This window comes from Streptacidiphilus sp. MAP12-20 (genome assembly GCF_041262525.1).
Lineage (GTDB): Bacteria > Actinomycetota > Actinomycetes > Streptomycetales > Streptomycetaceae > Streptacidiphilus.
Window position 1 is genome coordinate 42,185 of the sequence record NZ_JBGCCK010000028.1, and the last position, 15,046, is coordinate 57,230.

General features: G+C 71.9%; 17 protein-coding genes and 1 riboswitch. Of the genes, 16 read left to right on the plus strand and 1 reads right to left on the minus strand.

Annotated elements, in window-relative coordinates; all coding sequences use genetic code 11:
• Positions 1–58: 58 nt before the first annotated feature.
• Together ABIA32_RS29385 and ABIA32_RS29390 are read left to right on the plus strand one after the other, a co-directional pair.
• Positions 59–1,144 carry an S-(hydroxymethyl)mycothiol dehydrogenase gene (locus tag ABIA32_RS29385; protein ID WP_370101964.1) on the plus strand — a complete coding sequence of 362 codons (1,086 nt, stop codon included), beginning with the start codon at positions 59–61 and terminating at the stop codon, positions 1,142–1,144.
• Positions 1,141–1,779 (plus strand): MBL fold metallo-hydrolase, encoded by a 639-nt coding sequence (locus ABIA32_RS29390; RefSeq protein WP_370101966.1) that lies wholly within the window; start codon positions 1,141–1,143, stop codon positions 1,777–1,779. Before ABIA32_RS29385 ends, ABIA32_RS29390 begins: the two co-directional genes overlap by 4 nt.
• A 2-nt stretch (positions 1,780–1,781) precedes the next feature.
• Here the strand turns inward: ABIA32_RS29390 and ABIA32_RS29395 are convergent, their stop codons facing one another.
• Positions 1,782–2,285, minus strand: coding sequence for a hypothetical protein (locus ABIA32_RS29395; protein ID WP_370101969.1), 504 nt, complete (start codon positions 2,283–2,285; stop codon positions 1,782–1,784).
• Between the two features lie 173 nt (positions 2,286–2,458).
• Here ABIA32_RS29395 and ABIA32_RS29400 point away from each other — a divergent pair, with 173 nt between their 5' ends.
• The 14 genes from ABIA32_RS29400 (at position 2,459) to ABIA32_RS29465 (ending at position 15,038) form a co-directional block, all read left to right on the plus strand.
• Complete coding sequence (locus tag ABIA32_RS29400; RefSeq protein ID WP_370101972.1) at positions 2,459–2,857, plus strand: PPOX class F420-dependent oxidoreductase; 399 nt, start codon at positions 2,459–2,461, stop codon at positions 2,855–2,857.
• Between the two features lie 61 nt (positions 2,858–2,918).
• On the plus strand, positions 2,919–4,223 hold the full coding sequence (locus ABIA32_RS29405; RefSeq protein ID WP_370101975.1) for a sensor histidine kinase: 1,305 nt from the start codon (positions 2,919–2,921) through the stop codon (positions 4,221–4,223).
• Positions 4,220–4,921: a response regulator gene (locus ABIA32_RS29410; RefSeq protein WP_370101978.1), complete on the plus strand. Its 702-nt coding sequence runs from the start codon at positions 4,220–4,222 to the stop codon at positions 4,919–4,921. The genes ABIA32_RS29405 and ABIA32_RS29410 overlap by 4 nt, the downstream gene beginning before the upstream one ends.
• Before the next feature lie 82 nt (positions 4,922–5,003).
• Positions 5,004–5,134, plus strand: a riboswitch (FMN riboswitch).
• A gap of 189 nt (positions 5,135–5,323) precedes the next feature.
• Positions 5,324–5,977, plus strand: coding sequence for a riboflavin synthase (locus ABIA32_RS29415; RefSeq protein WP_370101980.1), 654 nt, complete (start codon positions 5,324–5,326; stop codon positions 5,975–5,977).
• Positions 5,978–5,983: 6 nt separating this feature from the next.
• Positions 5,984–6,637: a nicotinamide riboside transporter PnuC gene (locus ABIA32_RS29420; RefSeq protein WP_370101983.1), complete on the plus strand. Its 654-nt coding sequence runs from the start codon at positions 5,984–5,986 to the stop codon at positions 6,635–6,637.
• Positions 6,634–7,938 carry a bifunctional 3,4-dihydroxy-2-butanone-4-phosphate synthase/GTP cyclohydrolase II gene (locus ABIA32_RS29425; RefSeq protein ID WP_370101985.1) on the plus strand — a complete coding sequence of 435 codons (1,305 nt, stop codon included), beginning with the start codon at positions 6,634–6,636 and terminating at the stop codon, positions 7,936–7,938. Before ABIA32_RS29420 ends, ABIA32_RS29425 begins: the two co-directional genes overlap by 4 nt.
• A gap of 107 nt (positions 7,939–8,045) precedes the next feature.
• The gene (gene ribH, locus ABIA32_RS29430) at positions 8,046–8,522 is read left to right on the plus strand and encodes a 6,7-dimethyl-8-ribityllumazine synthase (protein ID WP_370101988.1); all 477 of its coding nucleotides are present in this window, start codon (positions 8,046–8,048) and stop codon (positions 8,520–8,522) included.
• 95 nt (positions 8,523–8,617) lie between these two features.
• The gene (locus ABIA32_RS29435) at positions 8,618–8,887 is read left to right on the plus strand and encodes a phosphoribosyl-ATP diphosphatase (protein WP_370101990.1); all 270 of its coding nucleotides are present in this window, start codon (positions 8,618–8,620) and stop codon (positions 8,885–8,887) included.
• Positions 8,888–9,019: 132 nt separating this feature from the next.
• Complete coding sequence (gene hisG, locus ABIA32_RS29440) at positions 9,020–9,868, plus strand: ATP phosphoribosyltransferase (RefSeq protein WP_370101993.1); 849 nt, start codon at positions 9,020–9,022, stop codon at positions 9,866–9,868.
• 34 nt (positions 9,869–9,902) lie between these two features.
• Positions 9,903–10,367 (plus strand): PH domain-containing protein, encoded by a 465-nt coding sequence (locus tag ABIA32_RS29445; RefSeq protein ID WP_370101995.1) that lies wholly within the window; start codon positions 9,903–9,905, stop codon positions 10,365–10,367.
• Between the two features lie 81 nt (positions 10,368–10,448).
• On the plus strand, positions 10,449–11,822 hold the full coding sequence (locus ABIA32_RS29450) for a hemolysin family protein (RefSeq protein ID WP_370101998.1): 1,374 nt from the start codon (positions 10,449–10,451) through the stop codon (positions 11,820–11,822).
• Positions 11,819–12,853, plus strand: coding sequence for a hemolysin family protein (locus ABIA32_RS29455; RefSeq protein ID WP_370102001.1), 1,035 nt, complete (start codon positions 11,819–11,821; stop codon positions 12,851–12,853). Before ABIA32_RS29450 ends, ABIA32_RS29455 begins: the two co-directional genes overlap by 4 nt.
• Positions 12,854–12,933: 80 nt before the next feature.
• A complete protein-coding gene (locus tag ABIA32_RS29460; protein WP_370102004.1) occupies positions 12,934–13,878 on the plus strand; it encodes an ABC transporter ATP-binding protein in 945 nt (314 codons plus the stop codon).
• Positions 13,875–15,038: an ABC transporter permease gene (locus ABIA32_RS29465; RefSeq protein WP_370102006.1), complete on the plus strand. Its 1,164-nt coding sequence runs from the start codon at positions 13,875–13,877 to the stop codon at positions 15,036–15,038. Before ABIA32_RS29460 ends, ABIA32_RS29465 begins: the two co-directional genes overlap by 4 nt.
• Positions 15,039–15,046 lie beyond the last annotated feature (8 nt).

Sequence of the window (15,046 nt, forward strand, 5' to 3'; positions counted from 1 at the left end):
GGTCGGAACGGTCAGCGGGAGACCGTCGGGACAGGGCCGGACAGAGGAGAGCGAACAGATGGCACAGCGCGTGCGCGGAGTCATCGCCCCGGGCCGGGGCGAGCCGGTACGGATCGAGACGATCATCGTCCCTGACCCCGGCCCGGGGGAGGCGGTGGTGCAGGTGCAGGCGTGCGGCGTCTGCCATACGGACCTGCACTACCGCGAGGGCGGCATCAACGACGAGTTCCCCTTCCTGCTCGGGCACGAGGCGGCCGGGATCGTCGAGAGTGTCGGCGAGGGCGTGACCGAGGTGGCGCCGGGTGACTTCGTCATCCTCAACTGGCGCGCGGTCTGCGGCCAGTGCCGCTCATGTCGGCGCGGCCGCCCGCAGTACTGCTTCGACACGCACAACGCGAAGCAGAAGATGACGCTGGAGGACGGCACCGAGCTCAGCCCCGCGCTCGGCATCGGCGCGTTCGCGGACAAGACCCTGGTCGCGGCCGGGCAGTGCACGAACGTCGACCCGGCCGCGTCCCCGGCGGCGGCCGGGCTGCTCGGCTGTGGCGTGATGGCCGGGCTGGGCGCGGCCGTCAACACCGGCGGCGTCTCACGCGGCGACACCGTCGCCGTCATCGGCTGCGGCGGCGTCGGCAACGCGGCGGTCATGGGCGCGCGGCTGGCCGGCGCTGCCCGGATCATCGCCGTGGACATCGACGCCGGCAAGCTCGCCACCGCGCAGCGCCTCGGCGCGACCCACGCCGTCAACTCGCGCGAGACCGACCCCGTCGAGGCGATCCGGGCGCTGACCGGCGGGAACGGCGCGGACGTCGTCATCGAGGCGGTCGGCCGTCCGGAGACCTACCGGCAGGCCTTCTACGCCCGCGACCTGGCCGGGACCGTGGTGCTGGTCGGCGTCCCGACGCCGGAGATGACGCTCGAACTCCCGCTGCTGGACGTCTTCGGGCGCGGCGGCGCGCTCAAGTCCTCCTGGTACGGCGACTGCCTGCCCTCCCGCGACTTCCCCCTGCTGATCGACCTCTACCTCCAGGGCCGGCTGGACCTGGACGCCTTCGTCTCCGAGACGATCGCGCTGGACCAGGTCGAGGAGGCCTTCCATCGGATGGAGAAGGGCGAGGTGCTGCGCTCGGTGGTGCTGCTGTGAACGGGTTCCCGCAGGGCGTCGAACGCCTGGTCACCTCCGGCCGCTTCGAACTCGACGGCGGCAGCTGGGAGGTGGACAACAACGTCTGGCTGGTCGGCGACGGGGACGAGGTCCTCGTCATCGACGCCGCCCACGACGCCGAGGTGATCGCCGCGGCCGTCGGCCGCCGACGGCTCGTCGCGGTCGTCTCCACCCACGGCCACAATGACCACATCGACGCCGCCCCCGCGCTCGCCGAGCGCACCGGCGCACCGGTCCTGCTCCACCCGGCGGACCTCCCGCTCTGGAAGCAGACGCACCCGGACCGCTCCCCGGACGGCGACCTCGCCAACGACCAGCGCGTCGAGGCCGGCGGGATCGGCCTGACGGTCATCCACACTCCCGGCCACAGCCCGGGAGCGGTCTGCCTCTACGCGCAGCAGCTGGGCGTGCTCTTCTCGGGCGACACGCTCTTCCACGGCGGGCCCGGCGCGACCGGCCGCTCCTACTCCGACTTCCCGACGATCATCGCCTCCATCCGGGGGCGACTGCTCACCCTCCCGCCGGAGACCGTCGTCCTGACCGGCCACGGCGACGCCACCACCATCGGTGCGGAGGCCCCGAACCTGGGGGAGTGGCTGGCCCGAGGCCACTGAGCTCAGTTGTCCGACGTCGGCCCGAGGCTGAACTGGATCGCGACCGGCCGCCCGCGCGCGCCGGTCGGCTTCGCCTGGGCGTGCCGCTGGATCAGGCCGCGGTTGGCGGCGCTGTGCAGGACGAAGCGCAGCCAGTCCGCGTCCGCGCCGATCAGCGCGGCGATCTCCGGGGCACTCCAGCGACGCTGCGGATCGCCGCCCATGATCTCCATCGCCTGTTCCAACTGCGGGCGCGGACGTTGAGGACGGCGGGCGGCCTGCCGGGGAACGGCGCCGGCGGACGCAGCCGGACGCGGCGGGCGTGGACGGGCCGGCGGCTCGGGGACGGGCTCGCCGTCGAGCAGCGCGTGGAGCCGTTTCCTGGCCTGCGTGATCTGGCGCAGCTCCCGCAGGACGGCGTCCAGCAGCTCCATCCGGCGCTGCTCGATCCGCATCCGATCCTCGAAGATGGCCAGGCAGCTGATCGGATCGGCCACCATGTCCGCCGGTGTCAGGTCAGCGATCACGCCGCCACGGTACCGGCTGCCCGGCGTTTCGCCCGTGCCTGCCCGCACTGCGCGCCGGGCTTCCGGAGGGCACAAGCGCAGGCAGTCGCCGTAGCGCGCCAGGCAACGCCCCGACCGGATTCACCCGGGAAGGTGAGCCCCCGGGCAGACGGCCGCGCGGTAACGTCTGCCGCGTGACCGCACTGGACCCGCACACCCTCGACGCGCTGACCCGCGCCCGCTACGTCAGCCTCACCACGTACCGGAAGGACGGCACGCCCGTGGCGACCCCTGTCTGGCACGTGATGGACGGAGGACTTCTCTACGTCTGGACCGAGGCCGGTTCCTGGAAGGTCAAGCGGCTGCGCCGGGACCCCAGGGTCAAGGTCGTCGTCTGCGACGTGCGCGGCCGGATCGCGCCCGGCGCGGCGGACGCCGAGGGGACCGGCCGGGTGCTGGACGAGGAGGGCAGGGAGAAGGTGCGCCGCCTGCTCGTCCGGAAGTATCTGATGGCCCGCCTCGGCGACTGGTACGCCTCGCTCACGGGCCGGCGGCGCAGGAATCCGATCGCGGCCATCGAAATCCGCTTCTGACCGTGCTGCTCGGCAGGCACCGCTGGTCCGGGCTCCCAGGGTTTGCCTCTACGGTTGAGTCATGGACCTGCTGCGCCGCCTGCGGCTTCTCGCGCGCGCCCACCCGTACTGGGCGGACGCGGCGCTCGCCCTCGCGCTCTTCCTGGTGACCATCGCCTGGCCGACCGGCGGGCGGCCCAGCGCGTGGTCCAACCTCGACCCCTCCGAGGTGCTGGTCGTCGCGGGCGCACTGGTCTACGCGCCGCTGGTGTGGCGTCGCCGGTACCCCGTACTGGTACTGGGCTGCACCACCGCCGCCACCGTCGGCTACATGTTCGTCGGCCCGGTGCGCGGGCCGATCCTGGCCGGTTGCGGGCTCGCGATCTACACCGTCTGCTCCGTCGTGGAACGGCGGCTCGCGCTCGCCATAGGGGCGGTCGCGGTGCTCTCCGTCGGCATCGCCAGCATGGCGCTCTCGCCGGAGAAATGGGACTCCGCCGTCAACGGCATCGCCTTCGCCTGGACCGCGATGACCGTCGCCATCGGCGAGGCCGTCCGCAGCAGGCGCGCCTTCGTCGCCGCGATAGAGGAGCGGGCCCGCCGCGCCGAGCACACCCGCGAGGAGGAGGCCCGTCGCCGCGTCGCCGAGGAGCGGCTGCGGATCGCGCGCGAGCTGCACGACATCGTCGGCCACCACATCGCGCTGATCAACATCCAGGCCGGCGTCGCCTCGCACGTGCTGGCCAGCCAGCCCGACGCCGCGCGCGAGGCGCTGGCGCAGGTGCGGCAGGCGGGGCGGGCCGCGCTGGCCGAGCTCGGCGCCACGGTGGCTGTGCTGCGGCAGACCGGCGAGGGGGAGGACGTGGCCACCCCGCGCGAGCCGGCCCCTGGCCTGGACCAGCTGCCGCAGCTGCTGGACTCCTTCGACCGGGCGGGGCTCAGCGTCGAACGGCACACTGAGGGCGAACCGCAGCCGGTGTCGGCCGTCGTCGACCTCACCGCCTATCGGGTGGTGCAGGAGTCGCTGACCAACGTCCGCAAGCACGCCGGGACCTCCGCCGCCACCGTCCGGCTGGTCTACCGGCCGGGCTCGCTGCGGGTCGAGGTCGAGGACGAGGGACCCGGCGGGGTCGCGCCCGGACGAGCCGACGCGGAGGCGTCCGGCGGATACGGGATCATCGGCATGCGCGAGCGCGCCGCCTCCGTCGGCGGCAGCTTCGTCGCCGGTCCGCGACCGGGCGGTGGCTTCCGGGTCGCTGTCGAACTGCCCTGCGGGACGGGCGACGGCACTGCCGCGCCACGGGCCCGGCGCGCGGCCTTCCGCTCCACCGGACTGACCGACTCCTCCGCTTCCTCCGCTTCCTCCGCTCAGACAGGACGTGCATGACCATCCGTGTACTGCTCGCCGACGACCAGGTGCTGGTTCGGGCGGGTCTGAAGGTGCTGGTCGACTCCGCACCGGACCTGACCGTCGTCGGCGAGGCCGCCAACGGCCTCGAGGCGGTCGCCCTGGCCCGCGAGGCACGCGCCGACGTGGTGCTGATGGACATCAGGATGCCCGAGCTGGACGGCCTGGAGGCCACCGCGCGGATCACCGCCGACGATGACCTGGCGGGCGTCCGGGTGCTGGTGCTGACGACCTTCGAGATAGACGAGTACGTCTTCCAGGCGCTGCGGGCCGGTGCCAGCGGCTTTCTCGGCAAGGGCGCCGAGCCGGAGGCGCTGCTCGACGCGATCCGCGTGGTCGCCCGCGGCGAGGCGCTGCTGACGCCCTCGGCGACCAAGGAGCTGATCTCCCGCTATCTCCGCCAGCCGGAGCCCGGCGGCCCGGGGGCTGGGCCGACGAGCCTCGCCGTGCTGACGGACCGTGAACGCGAGATCGTGGCCATGGTGGCGACGGGCGCGTCCAACGACGAGATCGGCGAGCAGCTCGCGGTGAGCCCGTTCACGGTGAAGACGCACGTCAGCCGCGCCCTGATCAAGCTCGGCGCGCGCGACCGAGCGCAGCTGGTGGTGCTCGCCTACGAGAGCGGCCTGGTCCGCCCGAGCGCGAGTCCGGATCCGCATTCCCCGCTCGGCGGGTGATTCATGCCACAGGGCTTGCGGCGCAAGGGGTCTTGCGTGCGCGGCTCGGGTTCGTGGCAGACTGGCTCCAGCAGTACGACGTTTGCGCACTCCGGGGTCGGTGAAAGTCCGAACCGGCGGTTACAGTCCGCGACCCGGTCGCTTCCAGCGGCCGGTTGACCAGGTGAAATTCCTGGACCGACGGTTAAAGTCCGGATGGGAGGCAGTGCGCGGCGGACGTCGGGCTGCGGCGTCGCCGCTTCGCGTGCACCCTCCCCAGGGTGTGCTCCCAGGGCAGCCCGTTTCGCGGGCGTTCCCTCGGAGGGCCCAGTGTCGTGCCGCGTCCCGTGGCTTGTCGTCCGTTGTCAGCTCCCGCTACAGCCCCGGAGACCGCGCAGTAGGCGCGAGGTCACGGAGAGCTGAATGTTCACGGGAATCATCGAAGAGCTTGGCGAGGTCCTCTCGATCGAGGACTTGGGCGATTCGGCACGAATGCGCCTGCGCGGCCCGATCACCACCGCCGACGCCCGTGAGGGCCAGTCCATCGCGGTGAACGGCGTCTGCCTGACCGTCCTCGACACCGACGCCGAGCTGGCCGCCCACCCTGGCGAGTTCAGCGCCGACGTGATGCGCGAGACCCTTGACCGCTCCAGCCTCGGCGCGATCGGCGTCGGCTCCCGGGTCAACCTCGAGCGCGCGATGGCGCTCGGCGCGCGCCTCGGCGGCCACCTGGTCCAGGGCCACGTCGACGGCGCCGCCGCCCTGCTCTCCCGCAGCCCCGGTGAGCCCGGCGCGGACGGGAATCCGCAGTGGGAGATCCTGCGTTTCAGCCTCCCGGCGCAGCTGTCCCGGTACCTGGTCGAGAAGGGCTCGATCACCGTCGACGGCGTGAGCCTGACGGTGGTGGAGGCGGCCGTGGACTCGTTCACCGTCAGCCTGATCCCGGCGACGCTGGCGCACACGACGCTCGGCCTGAAGGCGATCGGCGAGCCGGTCAACCTCGAGGTCGACGTCCTCGCCAAGTACGTCGAGCGCCTGCTCGGCGACCGTGTGAACACTGCGCAGACTGGGGCCTGACGGATCATGAGCTTCATCGACGATCTCAACAGCACCGCCTTCACGGTGCTCGGCGAGCACATCAAGTGGTCCGACATGATCGGCAACCTGCTGGGCCTCGGCGCGCTCGCACTCGGCTGGCGCCGCTCGATCGCCAGCTGGCCGGTACAGCTGCTCTCCGGGCTGGTGCTCGTCTCCGCCTACGCCTCCGCGCACCTGAGCGGCGGCATCGGCAAGCAGCTCGTGGTCATAGCCGTGGCGGTGTGGGGCTGGCTCCAGTGGAGCCGCGGTCGGCAGCGCAACGGTGACATCGCGGTGCGCTTCGCCACCTGGACCGAGCGGGCCTGGCTGGTGGTCGGCACCGCCGTCGGGACGATCGGCGTCGCGCTGCTCTTCCAGGCCTACAACCTCTCCTGGGCCCCCTGGGAGGACGCCTACCTCTTCACCGGCACGCTGGCGGCGATGGTCGCGCAGGGCAGGGGCTGGGTCGAGTTCTGGTTCGCCTGGCTGGCCGTGGACCTGGTGGGCGTACCGCTCGCCTTCAACAGCGGCCTCGCCTTCTCCGGCCTGATCTACATCGTCTACTTCGTCCTGGTGATCCTCGGCATGCGCTCCTGGTGGCTGCGCACCCGAACCACCGCCGCCCCGCAGGCAGTTCGCACCGAAGGAGCCGTGGCATGAACGCGATTCAGGAGCTGGCCCAGCAGCACGGCGAGATCTACGAGGACCTGACGCTCGACAGCATCGAGTTCGCCGTCGCCGAGATCGCGGCCGGGCGCCCGATCGTCGTCGTGGACGACGAGAACCGCGAGAACGAGGGCGACCTCGTCTTCGCCGCCGAGCTGGCCACGCCCGAGCTGGTCGCCTTCGCGATGCGCGAGGCCCGCGGACTGATCTGCGTGCCGATGACCGGCGAGGACCTGGACCGGCTCGAACTCGGCCAGATGGTGCAGCAGAACACCGAGTCCATGCGCACCGCCTTCACCGTCTCCGTCGACGCGAAGGTGGGCACCACGACCGGCATCTCGGCCGCCGACCGGGCGCTGACGATGCGTCTGCTCGCCGACCCGGCCGCCGTGAGCGGCGACTTCGTCCGCCCCGGCCACATCTTCCCGCTGCGCGCCCGCCCGGGCGGGGTCCTGGAGCGCGACGGCCACACCGAGGCCGGTCCCGACCTGTGCCGGCTGGCGGGGCTGCGGCCGACCGCCGCGATCTGCGAGATCGCCAACGACGACGGGACCATGGCCCGGCTGCCCGAGCTGGTCGTCTTCGCACGCCGGCACGGCCTCGCCATCATCTCCATCGAGGACCTGATCGCCTACCGCCGTCGCGCCGAGGCGAGCGTGACCCGCGCGGCGACCACCGCGCTGCCGACCGAGCACGGCTCCTTCACCGCGGTCGGCTACCGCAGCGAGCCCGACGGCGTCGAGCACATCGCGCTGGTCGCCGGCGGCCTGAGCGCCGACGGGCGGCTGCCGGACGGCGAGGAGGTGCTGGTCAGGGTCCACTCCGAGTGCCTGACCGGCGACGTCTTCGGCTCGCTGCGCTGCGACTGCGGCCCGCAGCTGCACGCCTCGCTGGACCGGATAGCGCGGGAGGGGCGCGGCGTCGTCCTCTACCTGCGCGGCCACGAGGGCCGCGGCATCGGCCTGGTCCGCAAGCTGCGCGCCTACGAGCTCCAGGAGGACGGCCGCGACACGGTCGACGCCAACCTGGAACTTGGCCTGCCCGCCGACGCCCGCGACTACCGCGCGGCGGCGCTGATCCTGGAGGACCTCGGCGTCCGCTCGGTGCGGCTGCTCAGCAACAACCCGGACAAGCACGGGGCACTGACCGACCACGGCCTCAAGGTGCTGACCCGCGAACCGGTCCAGGCCCAGGTCGGCGAACACAACCTCCGCTACCTGCTCACCAAGCGCGACCGCATGGGCCACGACCTGCCCTGGCTCGATGAGCCCGCGCCCGTTGTCCACAGTGCGTAACCCTGCGGGGGCTGACCCGCTTCCCGGCCCGTCGGGCCGGAGGCGCCCGGATCACCAGAACTTCACCCACCTGATCTCCATCTGATCCCCTTGAGAGGACGTAGCAAGTGAGCGGCGAAGGAGCCCCCCAGCTCGGCGTGCCGGGCGCCAAGGACCTGAAGGTCGCGGTCATCGCGGCGCAGTGGCACCAGACGGTGATGGACGGCCTGGTCGCCGGCGCCGAGCGCGCGCTGCGCGAGTACGGCGTCGCGGACTTCACCGTGCTGCGCGTGCCGGGCAGCTTCGAGCTGCCGGTGGTCGCCAAGGGTCTGGCCGCGCGCGGCTACGACGCGATCGTCGCGCTCGGCGTCGTCATCAGGGGCGGCACGCCCCACTTCGAGTATGTGTGCGAGGCGGCGACCATGGGGCTGACCCAGGTATCCGTCGACTCCGGCATCCCGGTCGGCTTCGGCCTGCTCACCTGCGACAACGAGCAGCAGGCGCTGGACCGCGCCGGACTGCCGGACTCCAAGGAGGACAAGGGCCACGAGGCGACCACCGCCGCACTCGCCGCGGCGGTGCTGCTGCGCGGGCTGGACGGCTGACGCACCGGCCGACACACAGGTTGATGTCCGCGACACCGTCCGTACGGTGGGACGACACGACCCGTTCCCGGGGAACCACGTAGGGTAGGGCCATCATGGCGCACAAGACATTCGAAGAGCTCTTCACCGAGCTGCAGCAGAAGGCCGCCGCGGGTGCGGCGGGTTCGCGTACCGCCGAGCTGGTCGGCCAGGGCGTGCACGCCATCGGCAAGAAGGTCGTCGAGGAGGCGGCCGAGGTGTGGATGGCCGCCGAGCACGAGTCCGACGAGCGGACGGCCGAGGAGATCTCCCAACTGCTGTACCACCTGCAGGTGATGATGGTCGCGCGCGGCCTCACCCTGGAAGACGTCTACGCCCATCTGTAGACCCCGCGTGTTGTGACGCAGCGGGGCACCGAGCCGTATCCGGTGCCCCGCTTCTTCTTTGCCCACGTTTCTTCGTAGCCCAGCCCCAGACCAGCCCCTGCCCCGCACCGTTCCGACGAAAGGCACAGACCCATGCTCCGCATCGCCGTCCCCAACAAGGGCTCACTCGCCGAACCCGCGGCCGGCATGCTCCATGAGGCCGGGTACCGCCAGCGCAAGGACAGCAAGGAGCTGGTCCTGGTCGACCCGGAGAACCAGGTCGAGTTCTTCTACCTGCGTCCGCGCGACATCGCGATCTACGTCGGCTCCGGCCGTCTCGACGTCGGCTTCACCGGCCGCGACCTGCTGCTCGACTCCGGCGCGGACGCCGAGGAGGTGCTCGCGCTCGGCTTCGGCGGGTCGACCTTCCGCTTCGCCGGCCCGCCCGGCGTCGCGAAGAGCGTGCAGGAGCTGGAGGGCCGCAGGATCGCCACCTCCTACACCGGCCTGGTCGAGAAGCACCTTGCCGAGGCGGGCGTGAAGGCCGCCGCCGTCACCAAGCTGGACGGCGCGGTCGAGACGGCCGTGCAGCTCGGTGTCGCCGACGTGATCGCCGACGTCGTCGAGACCGGCACCAGCCTGCGCAACGCCGGGATGGAGGTGTTCGGCGAGCCGATCCTGGTCTCCGACGCCGTGGTGATCCGCCCGGTCGGCGCGCCCGAGGACGCCGGGGTGGACCAGTTTCTGCGGCGTCTGCAGGGTGTTCTGGTGGCCCGCAGGTACGTGATGATGGATTACGACATCCGTGCCGAGCGCGTCGCGGAAGCGGTCGCGCTCACCCCCGGTCTGGAGTCGCCGACGGTCTCCCCGCTGCACAGCGAGGGCTGGGTGGCGGTCCGGGCCATGGTGCTGCGCAAGGAGGCTCAACGGATCATGGACGACCTGTGGAGCATCGGCGCGCGCGCCATTCTGGTCACCAACATCCACGCCTGCCGCCTCTGAACACTCCCCGAGTTGACGGCCGAGGAGGCCGACGATGACCGTCCGCCCGAGCCGCGTCTCCGCGCCGCCCGAGCTACCGCACACGTGGCAGCCGGTGATGACGCGCGTCGTCCTGCTCGGGCTGGCGGCGGTCTCGGTGGCGTTCTTCGGGCTGATCGCCGTGCTCGGCGCACCCGACTGGCAGCGGCACGACCGGATCGCGATCGGCTGCTCCGGCGTCGTCTTCGCGACGGTCCTGGTGGTCCTGGCGCGCCCCCGGGCCAAGGCCGACCGGACGGGACTGACCGTCGTCAACTTCCTGCGGACCCGTCGGCTGGAGTGGCCCGAGATCCTCGGCGTCCACCTCGGCGCGGGCGACCCCTGGGTGCTGCTCGACCTCGCGGACGGCGACACCCTCGCCGTCGTCGCCATCCAACCCGGCTCCGGCCGCCGTCAGGCGCTCCGCGCAGCGGCGGAACTGCGCGCCTGCGTCGACGCCTACGGCACGGCGCGGCGCTGACCTGCGCCGTTCGCGGCGTCCGCGCAGGCATCCTGCTACGGTAAGAGTCTTTACCAACCCTTTGGAGAAGTTCCACCGTCCATGGACCCTCACAGTACTTCCGTGGCTTGGCTGCTGCTCGGCATCGCCGTCCTGCTGATCCTGGCCAACGGGCTCTTCGTCGCCGCCGAGTTCGCGTTCGTCACGGTCGACCGGGGGGAGGTGGAACGGGCCGCCGCCCAGGGGGACCGGCGGGCGGCGAGGGTGTCCCACTCGCTGCGCACGCTCTCCTTCGAGCTGTCCGGCGCCCAGCTGGGGATCACCGTCACCTCGCTGCTCGTCGGCATGCTCGCCAATCCCGCCCTCGCGGTCCTGCTCTCGCCGCCGCTGCGCTCGATCGGCGTGCCGGGCTCCGTCGTGAGAGGCGTCGCCGCCGTCGTCGGCATGCTCGCCGCGACCGTGGTGCAGATGGTCGTCGGCGAGCTCGTGCCCAAGAACTGGGCGATCTCGCGGCCGCTGCCGGTGGCTCGATCCGTCGCCGCGCCGCAGCGGCTCTTCTCGACGCTGTGCCGGCCGCTGATCCTCGTGCTCAACGGGATCGCCAACCGGCTGGTCCGGATGCTCGGCCTGGAGCCGGCCGAGGAACTCGCCTCCGCCCGCAGCGCCGAGGAACTGGTCGCGCTCGCCCGCCACTCCGCCAGCGAGGGCGCGCTGGAGCGCGACACCGCCGACCTCTTCGTTCGCACGCTCGGCCTGGCCGAGCTGACCGCCGAGAGCGTGATGACCCCGCGCGTCGACGTCGCCGCCCTAGAGGACCACGCCACCGCCGCCGACGTGCTCAACCTGACCCGGGCGACCGGCCTTTCGCGCTTCCCCGTCTACCGGCAGAGCATCGACGAGGTGATCGGGGTGGTCACCCTCAAGGACGCGCTCGCGGTCCGCGCCGAGAACCGGACGAGCGTACGGGTCGCAGCGCTCGCCTCACCGCCGCTGCTCGTGCCCGAGACGCTGCCGGCCGAGCGCCTGCTCGACCTGCTGCGCCGCCGGCAGCAGCTCGCTGTCGTCGTCGACGAGTACGGCGGCACGGCCGGCGTCGCCACGCTGGAGGACATCGTCGAGGAGATGGTCGGCGAGGTCCTGGACGAGCACGACCCGGAGGACCGGCCCGAACTGCGCCCGGCCGAGCCGGTCGAGGGACGTCCCGTCTGGGAGGCGGAGGGCCGCTGCCGGATCGACGTGCTGGAGTCCGTCGGCCTCTACGCGCCCGAGGGCCCTTACGAGACGATCGCCGGCCTGCTGGCCGATCTGCTCGGCCGGCTGCCTGTGGTGGGGGACTCGGCCGAGCTGCCCGGATGGCGGCTGACCGTACTCGAGGTCCAGCGCCACCGCACCGAACTGGTCAGGCTGGAGCGCACCCACCACGAAGGCGGGCAGAACGGCTACGGGCAGCGCGGCCATGGGGAGGGCGGGCGATGAGCGTCCTGGCCCTGGGCTTCGCGGTGCTGCTCCTGCTGGGCAACGCCTTCTTCGTCGGCGCCGAGTTCGCACTGGTCTCGGTCCGCCGCAGCCAGGTCGAACCTCTGGCCGACGCGGGCAACCGCCGGGCGGCCACGGTCGTGCGGGCGCTCGAGGAGCTCTCCGCGATGATGGCGGCGGCCCAACTCGGGATCACCGTCTGTTCGCTGCTGCTCGGCGCGCTCGCCGAGCCGGCCCTGGCCGGGCTGCTGGAGCGTCCCTTCCAGGCGGTCGGCCTGCCCGCGCAGCTGGTCCACCCGGCCGCCTACGTGCTCGCGCTGGTGGTCGTCGTCGCGCTGCACATGGTGATCGGCGAGATGGTCCCCAAGAACATCGCGCTGGCCACGCCGGAGCGGGCCGCGCTCTGGCTCGGTCCGCCGCTGGCCGCGATCGCGCGCCCGCTGCGACCCCTCATCGGCTTCCTCAACGCCTTGGCCAACCTGCTGCTGCGCCTGCTGCGGGTGGAACCGAAGGACGAGATCGAGTCCGTCTACACCAGCGAGCAGCTCGCCCACCTGCTGCACGACTCGCACGCCGCCGGGTTGCTCGGCCGGCACGCCCAGGAGCGGCTGGAGGACGCGCTGGAGCTGGGCCTGCGGCCGGTGCGCGAGGTCGTCATGCCGAAGGAGAAGCTGGTCACCGTGGACAGCGCGGTGACGGCGGGCCAGATCGAGGACCTGGCCGTGCGGACCGGCTTCTCGCGCTACCCGGTCGTCGGCGGCCACGGCGGATTCCTCGGTTACCTGCACGTCAAGGACGTGCTGGAGCTGGACGACCGCGACGCTCCGGTGCCGCGGCGGCTCTGGCGGCCGATCATCACGCTCTCCGGCGAACTCCCGCTCGACGACGCCCTCGGCGCGATGCGTCGCGCGGCCGCGCATCTGGCCGGAGTGGTGGACGGGGACGGCCGGACGGTGGGCCTGGTCGCGCTGGAGGACGTCCTGGAGGAGCTGGTCGGGGAGGTTCACGACCCCGACCACCGCGCGGGATAGGCTGACGATCGATCAAACAGATCAAAGATGGAACAGCTGAACATAAGAACGAATGAGCATCACGGGGGAGTGGTGAGCGAATGAGCGATCGACGCCTGGAAGTCGACCGCGTGTCCAAGCGTTACGGCGACACCGTCGCGCTGGACAGTATGGCTTTCGACGTGCGGGCCGGAGAGATCTTCGGCTTCGTCGGAAGCAACGGAGCCGGCAAGACCACGACCATGCGGATCATCCTCGGCGTGCTCGCGGCGGACGCCGGCGAGGTGCGCTGGGACGGTGCGCCGGTCACGCTGGAGACCCGCAGCCGGATCGGCTACATGCCGGAGGAGCGCGGGCTCTACCCGCGGATGAAGGTCGGCGAGCAACTGGAGTACCTGGCTCGCCTGCACGGCCTCACCAAGCCGGACGCGGCGGCCGCCGCCCGCTCCTGGGCCGAGCGACTGGGCGTCGAGGGCCGCTTCGGCGACGAGGTGCAGAAGCTCAGCCTCGGCAACCAGCAGCGCGTCCAGCTGGCGGCCGCGCTGGTCCACCACCCGGAGATACTCGTGCTGGACGAGCCCTTCTCCGGCCTGGACCCGGTCGCCGTCGACGTGATGAGCGAGGTCCTGAAAGAGAAGTGCGCCGAGGGCACCCCGGTCATCTTCTCCAGCCACCAGCTGGAGCTGGTCGAGCGCCTCTGCGACCGCGTCGGCATCGTCCGCGCGGGCAGCATGGTCGCCTGCGACACCGTCGACGCCCTCCGCGCCGAAGGCGGCGAGGAGCTGGTCGTGCACGCGCCGCAGGCCCGCGACGGCTGGGCGGCGGGCATACCCGGCGTCACGGTCCGCGGTGAGGAGGCCGGCCGGACCGTCCTCGCGCTGGAGGACGGCGCGGACGACCAGGCGGTCCTGGCGGCGGCGCTGGCGACGGGCCCGGTCCGCGAGTTCGCGCGCCGGCGCTCCTCGCTGACGGAGCTGTTCCGGCACGTGGTGAGCACCGAGGCGACCGAGGCGAAGCAGAGCGGGACGGGGGAGCACGGGAAGTGAACAGCGCCAAGCACGAACGGCTGCAGATCGGCAGCCTGGACGCGATCAAGCTGGTCGCCGGACGTGAACTGCGAGTGCGGCTGCGCTCGAAGGCCTTCCTGATCATCCTGGCGATCACAGCGGTCGCCTTCGTGGCCCTGCCCATCATCACCAAGTTCGCCCAGTCCGGCCCGAGCACCGCCAAGGTCGCGGTCACCCAGGCGGACCAGGCCTACGGTCAGTCCCTTTCGAACGTGGCCGGGCAACTGCACCAGAAGTTCAAGCTGACCGTCGTCCCCGACGCGGCGGCGGGCGTCGCCGAGGTCCGCGACGGCACGGTGGACGTCTTCGCCACGCAGACGGCGAACGGCTCGGCGGTGACGGTGAAGAAGTCGCTGCCGGACCCGCTCAAAACGCTCCTCTCGATCGTCGACCAGCACCCCACCGTGCCCACGCAACAGGTTCAGGTGACCGCGCTGGAGAAGAGCGACCCGCAGTTGGGCCAGAAGATCACCATCGCGATCGCGGCCGGGCTGCTGATGTACATGATCCTGATGACGGTCGGCCAGATGGTGGCCCAGGGCGTCGTCGAGGAGAAGAGCAGTCGCGTCGTCGAGCTGCTGCTGGCGACGATCAAGCCGTGGCAGCTGCTGGCCGGCAAGGTGATCGGCGTCGCCGTCATCGGCGCGCTGCAGCTGGTGGTGCCGGGCGTCCTGGGCCTGGCCATCGGCATGGCGGACGGCCAGCTGAGCGTCTCGCTCAGCGCGTCGATCGGCAGCCTGGCCTGGACGCTGGCCTGGTTCGCGGCGGGCTTCTGGCTCTACGCGATGATCTTCGCCGCCGCCGGCGCGATGGTCTCCCGCCAGGAGGACCTGGGCGGCCTGATGGCCCCGATCATCATGCCGCTCGTGCTGGGGTGGGTGGTCGCCATCTCCGTCCTCCCCTCCGACCCGCACAGCGGGCTGGCGGAGATTCTCTCCTTCGTCCCCTTCACCGCGCCCGAACTGATGCCGATGCGCTGGGCCCTGGGCGTCGCGCCGCTCTGGCAGATGCTCGTCTCCCTGGCCATTACGGCCGCCCTCGGCGCGGTCCTGCTCCGCTTCGCGGGCCGTATCTACCGCAACTCCGTGCTGCGCAGCGGCGCCCGCGTTCCGCTCAGGGAGGCCCTGAAGGCGGCGTAGCAGCCGAC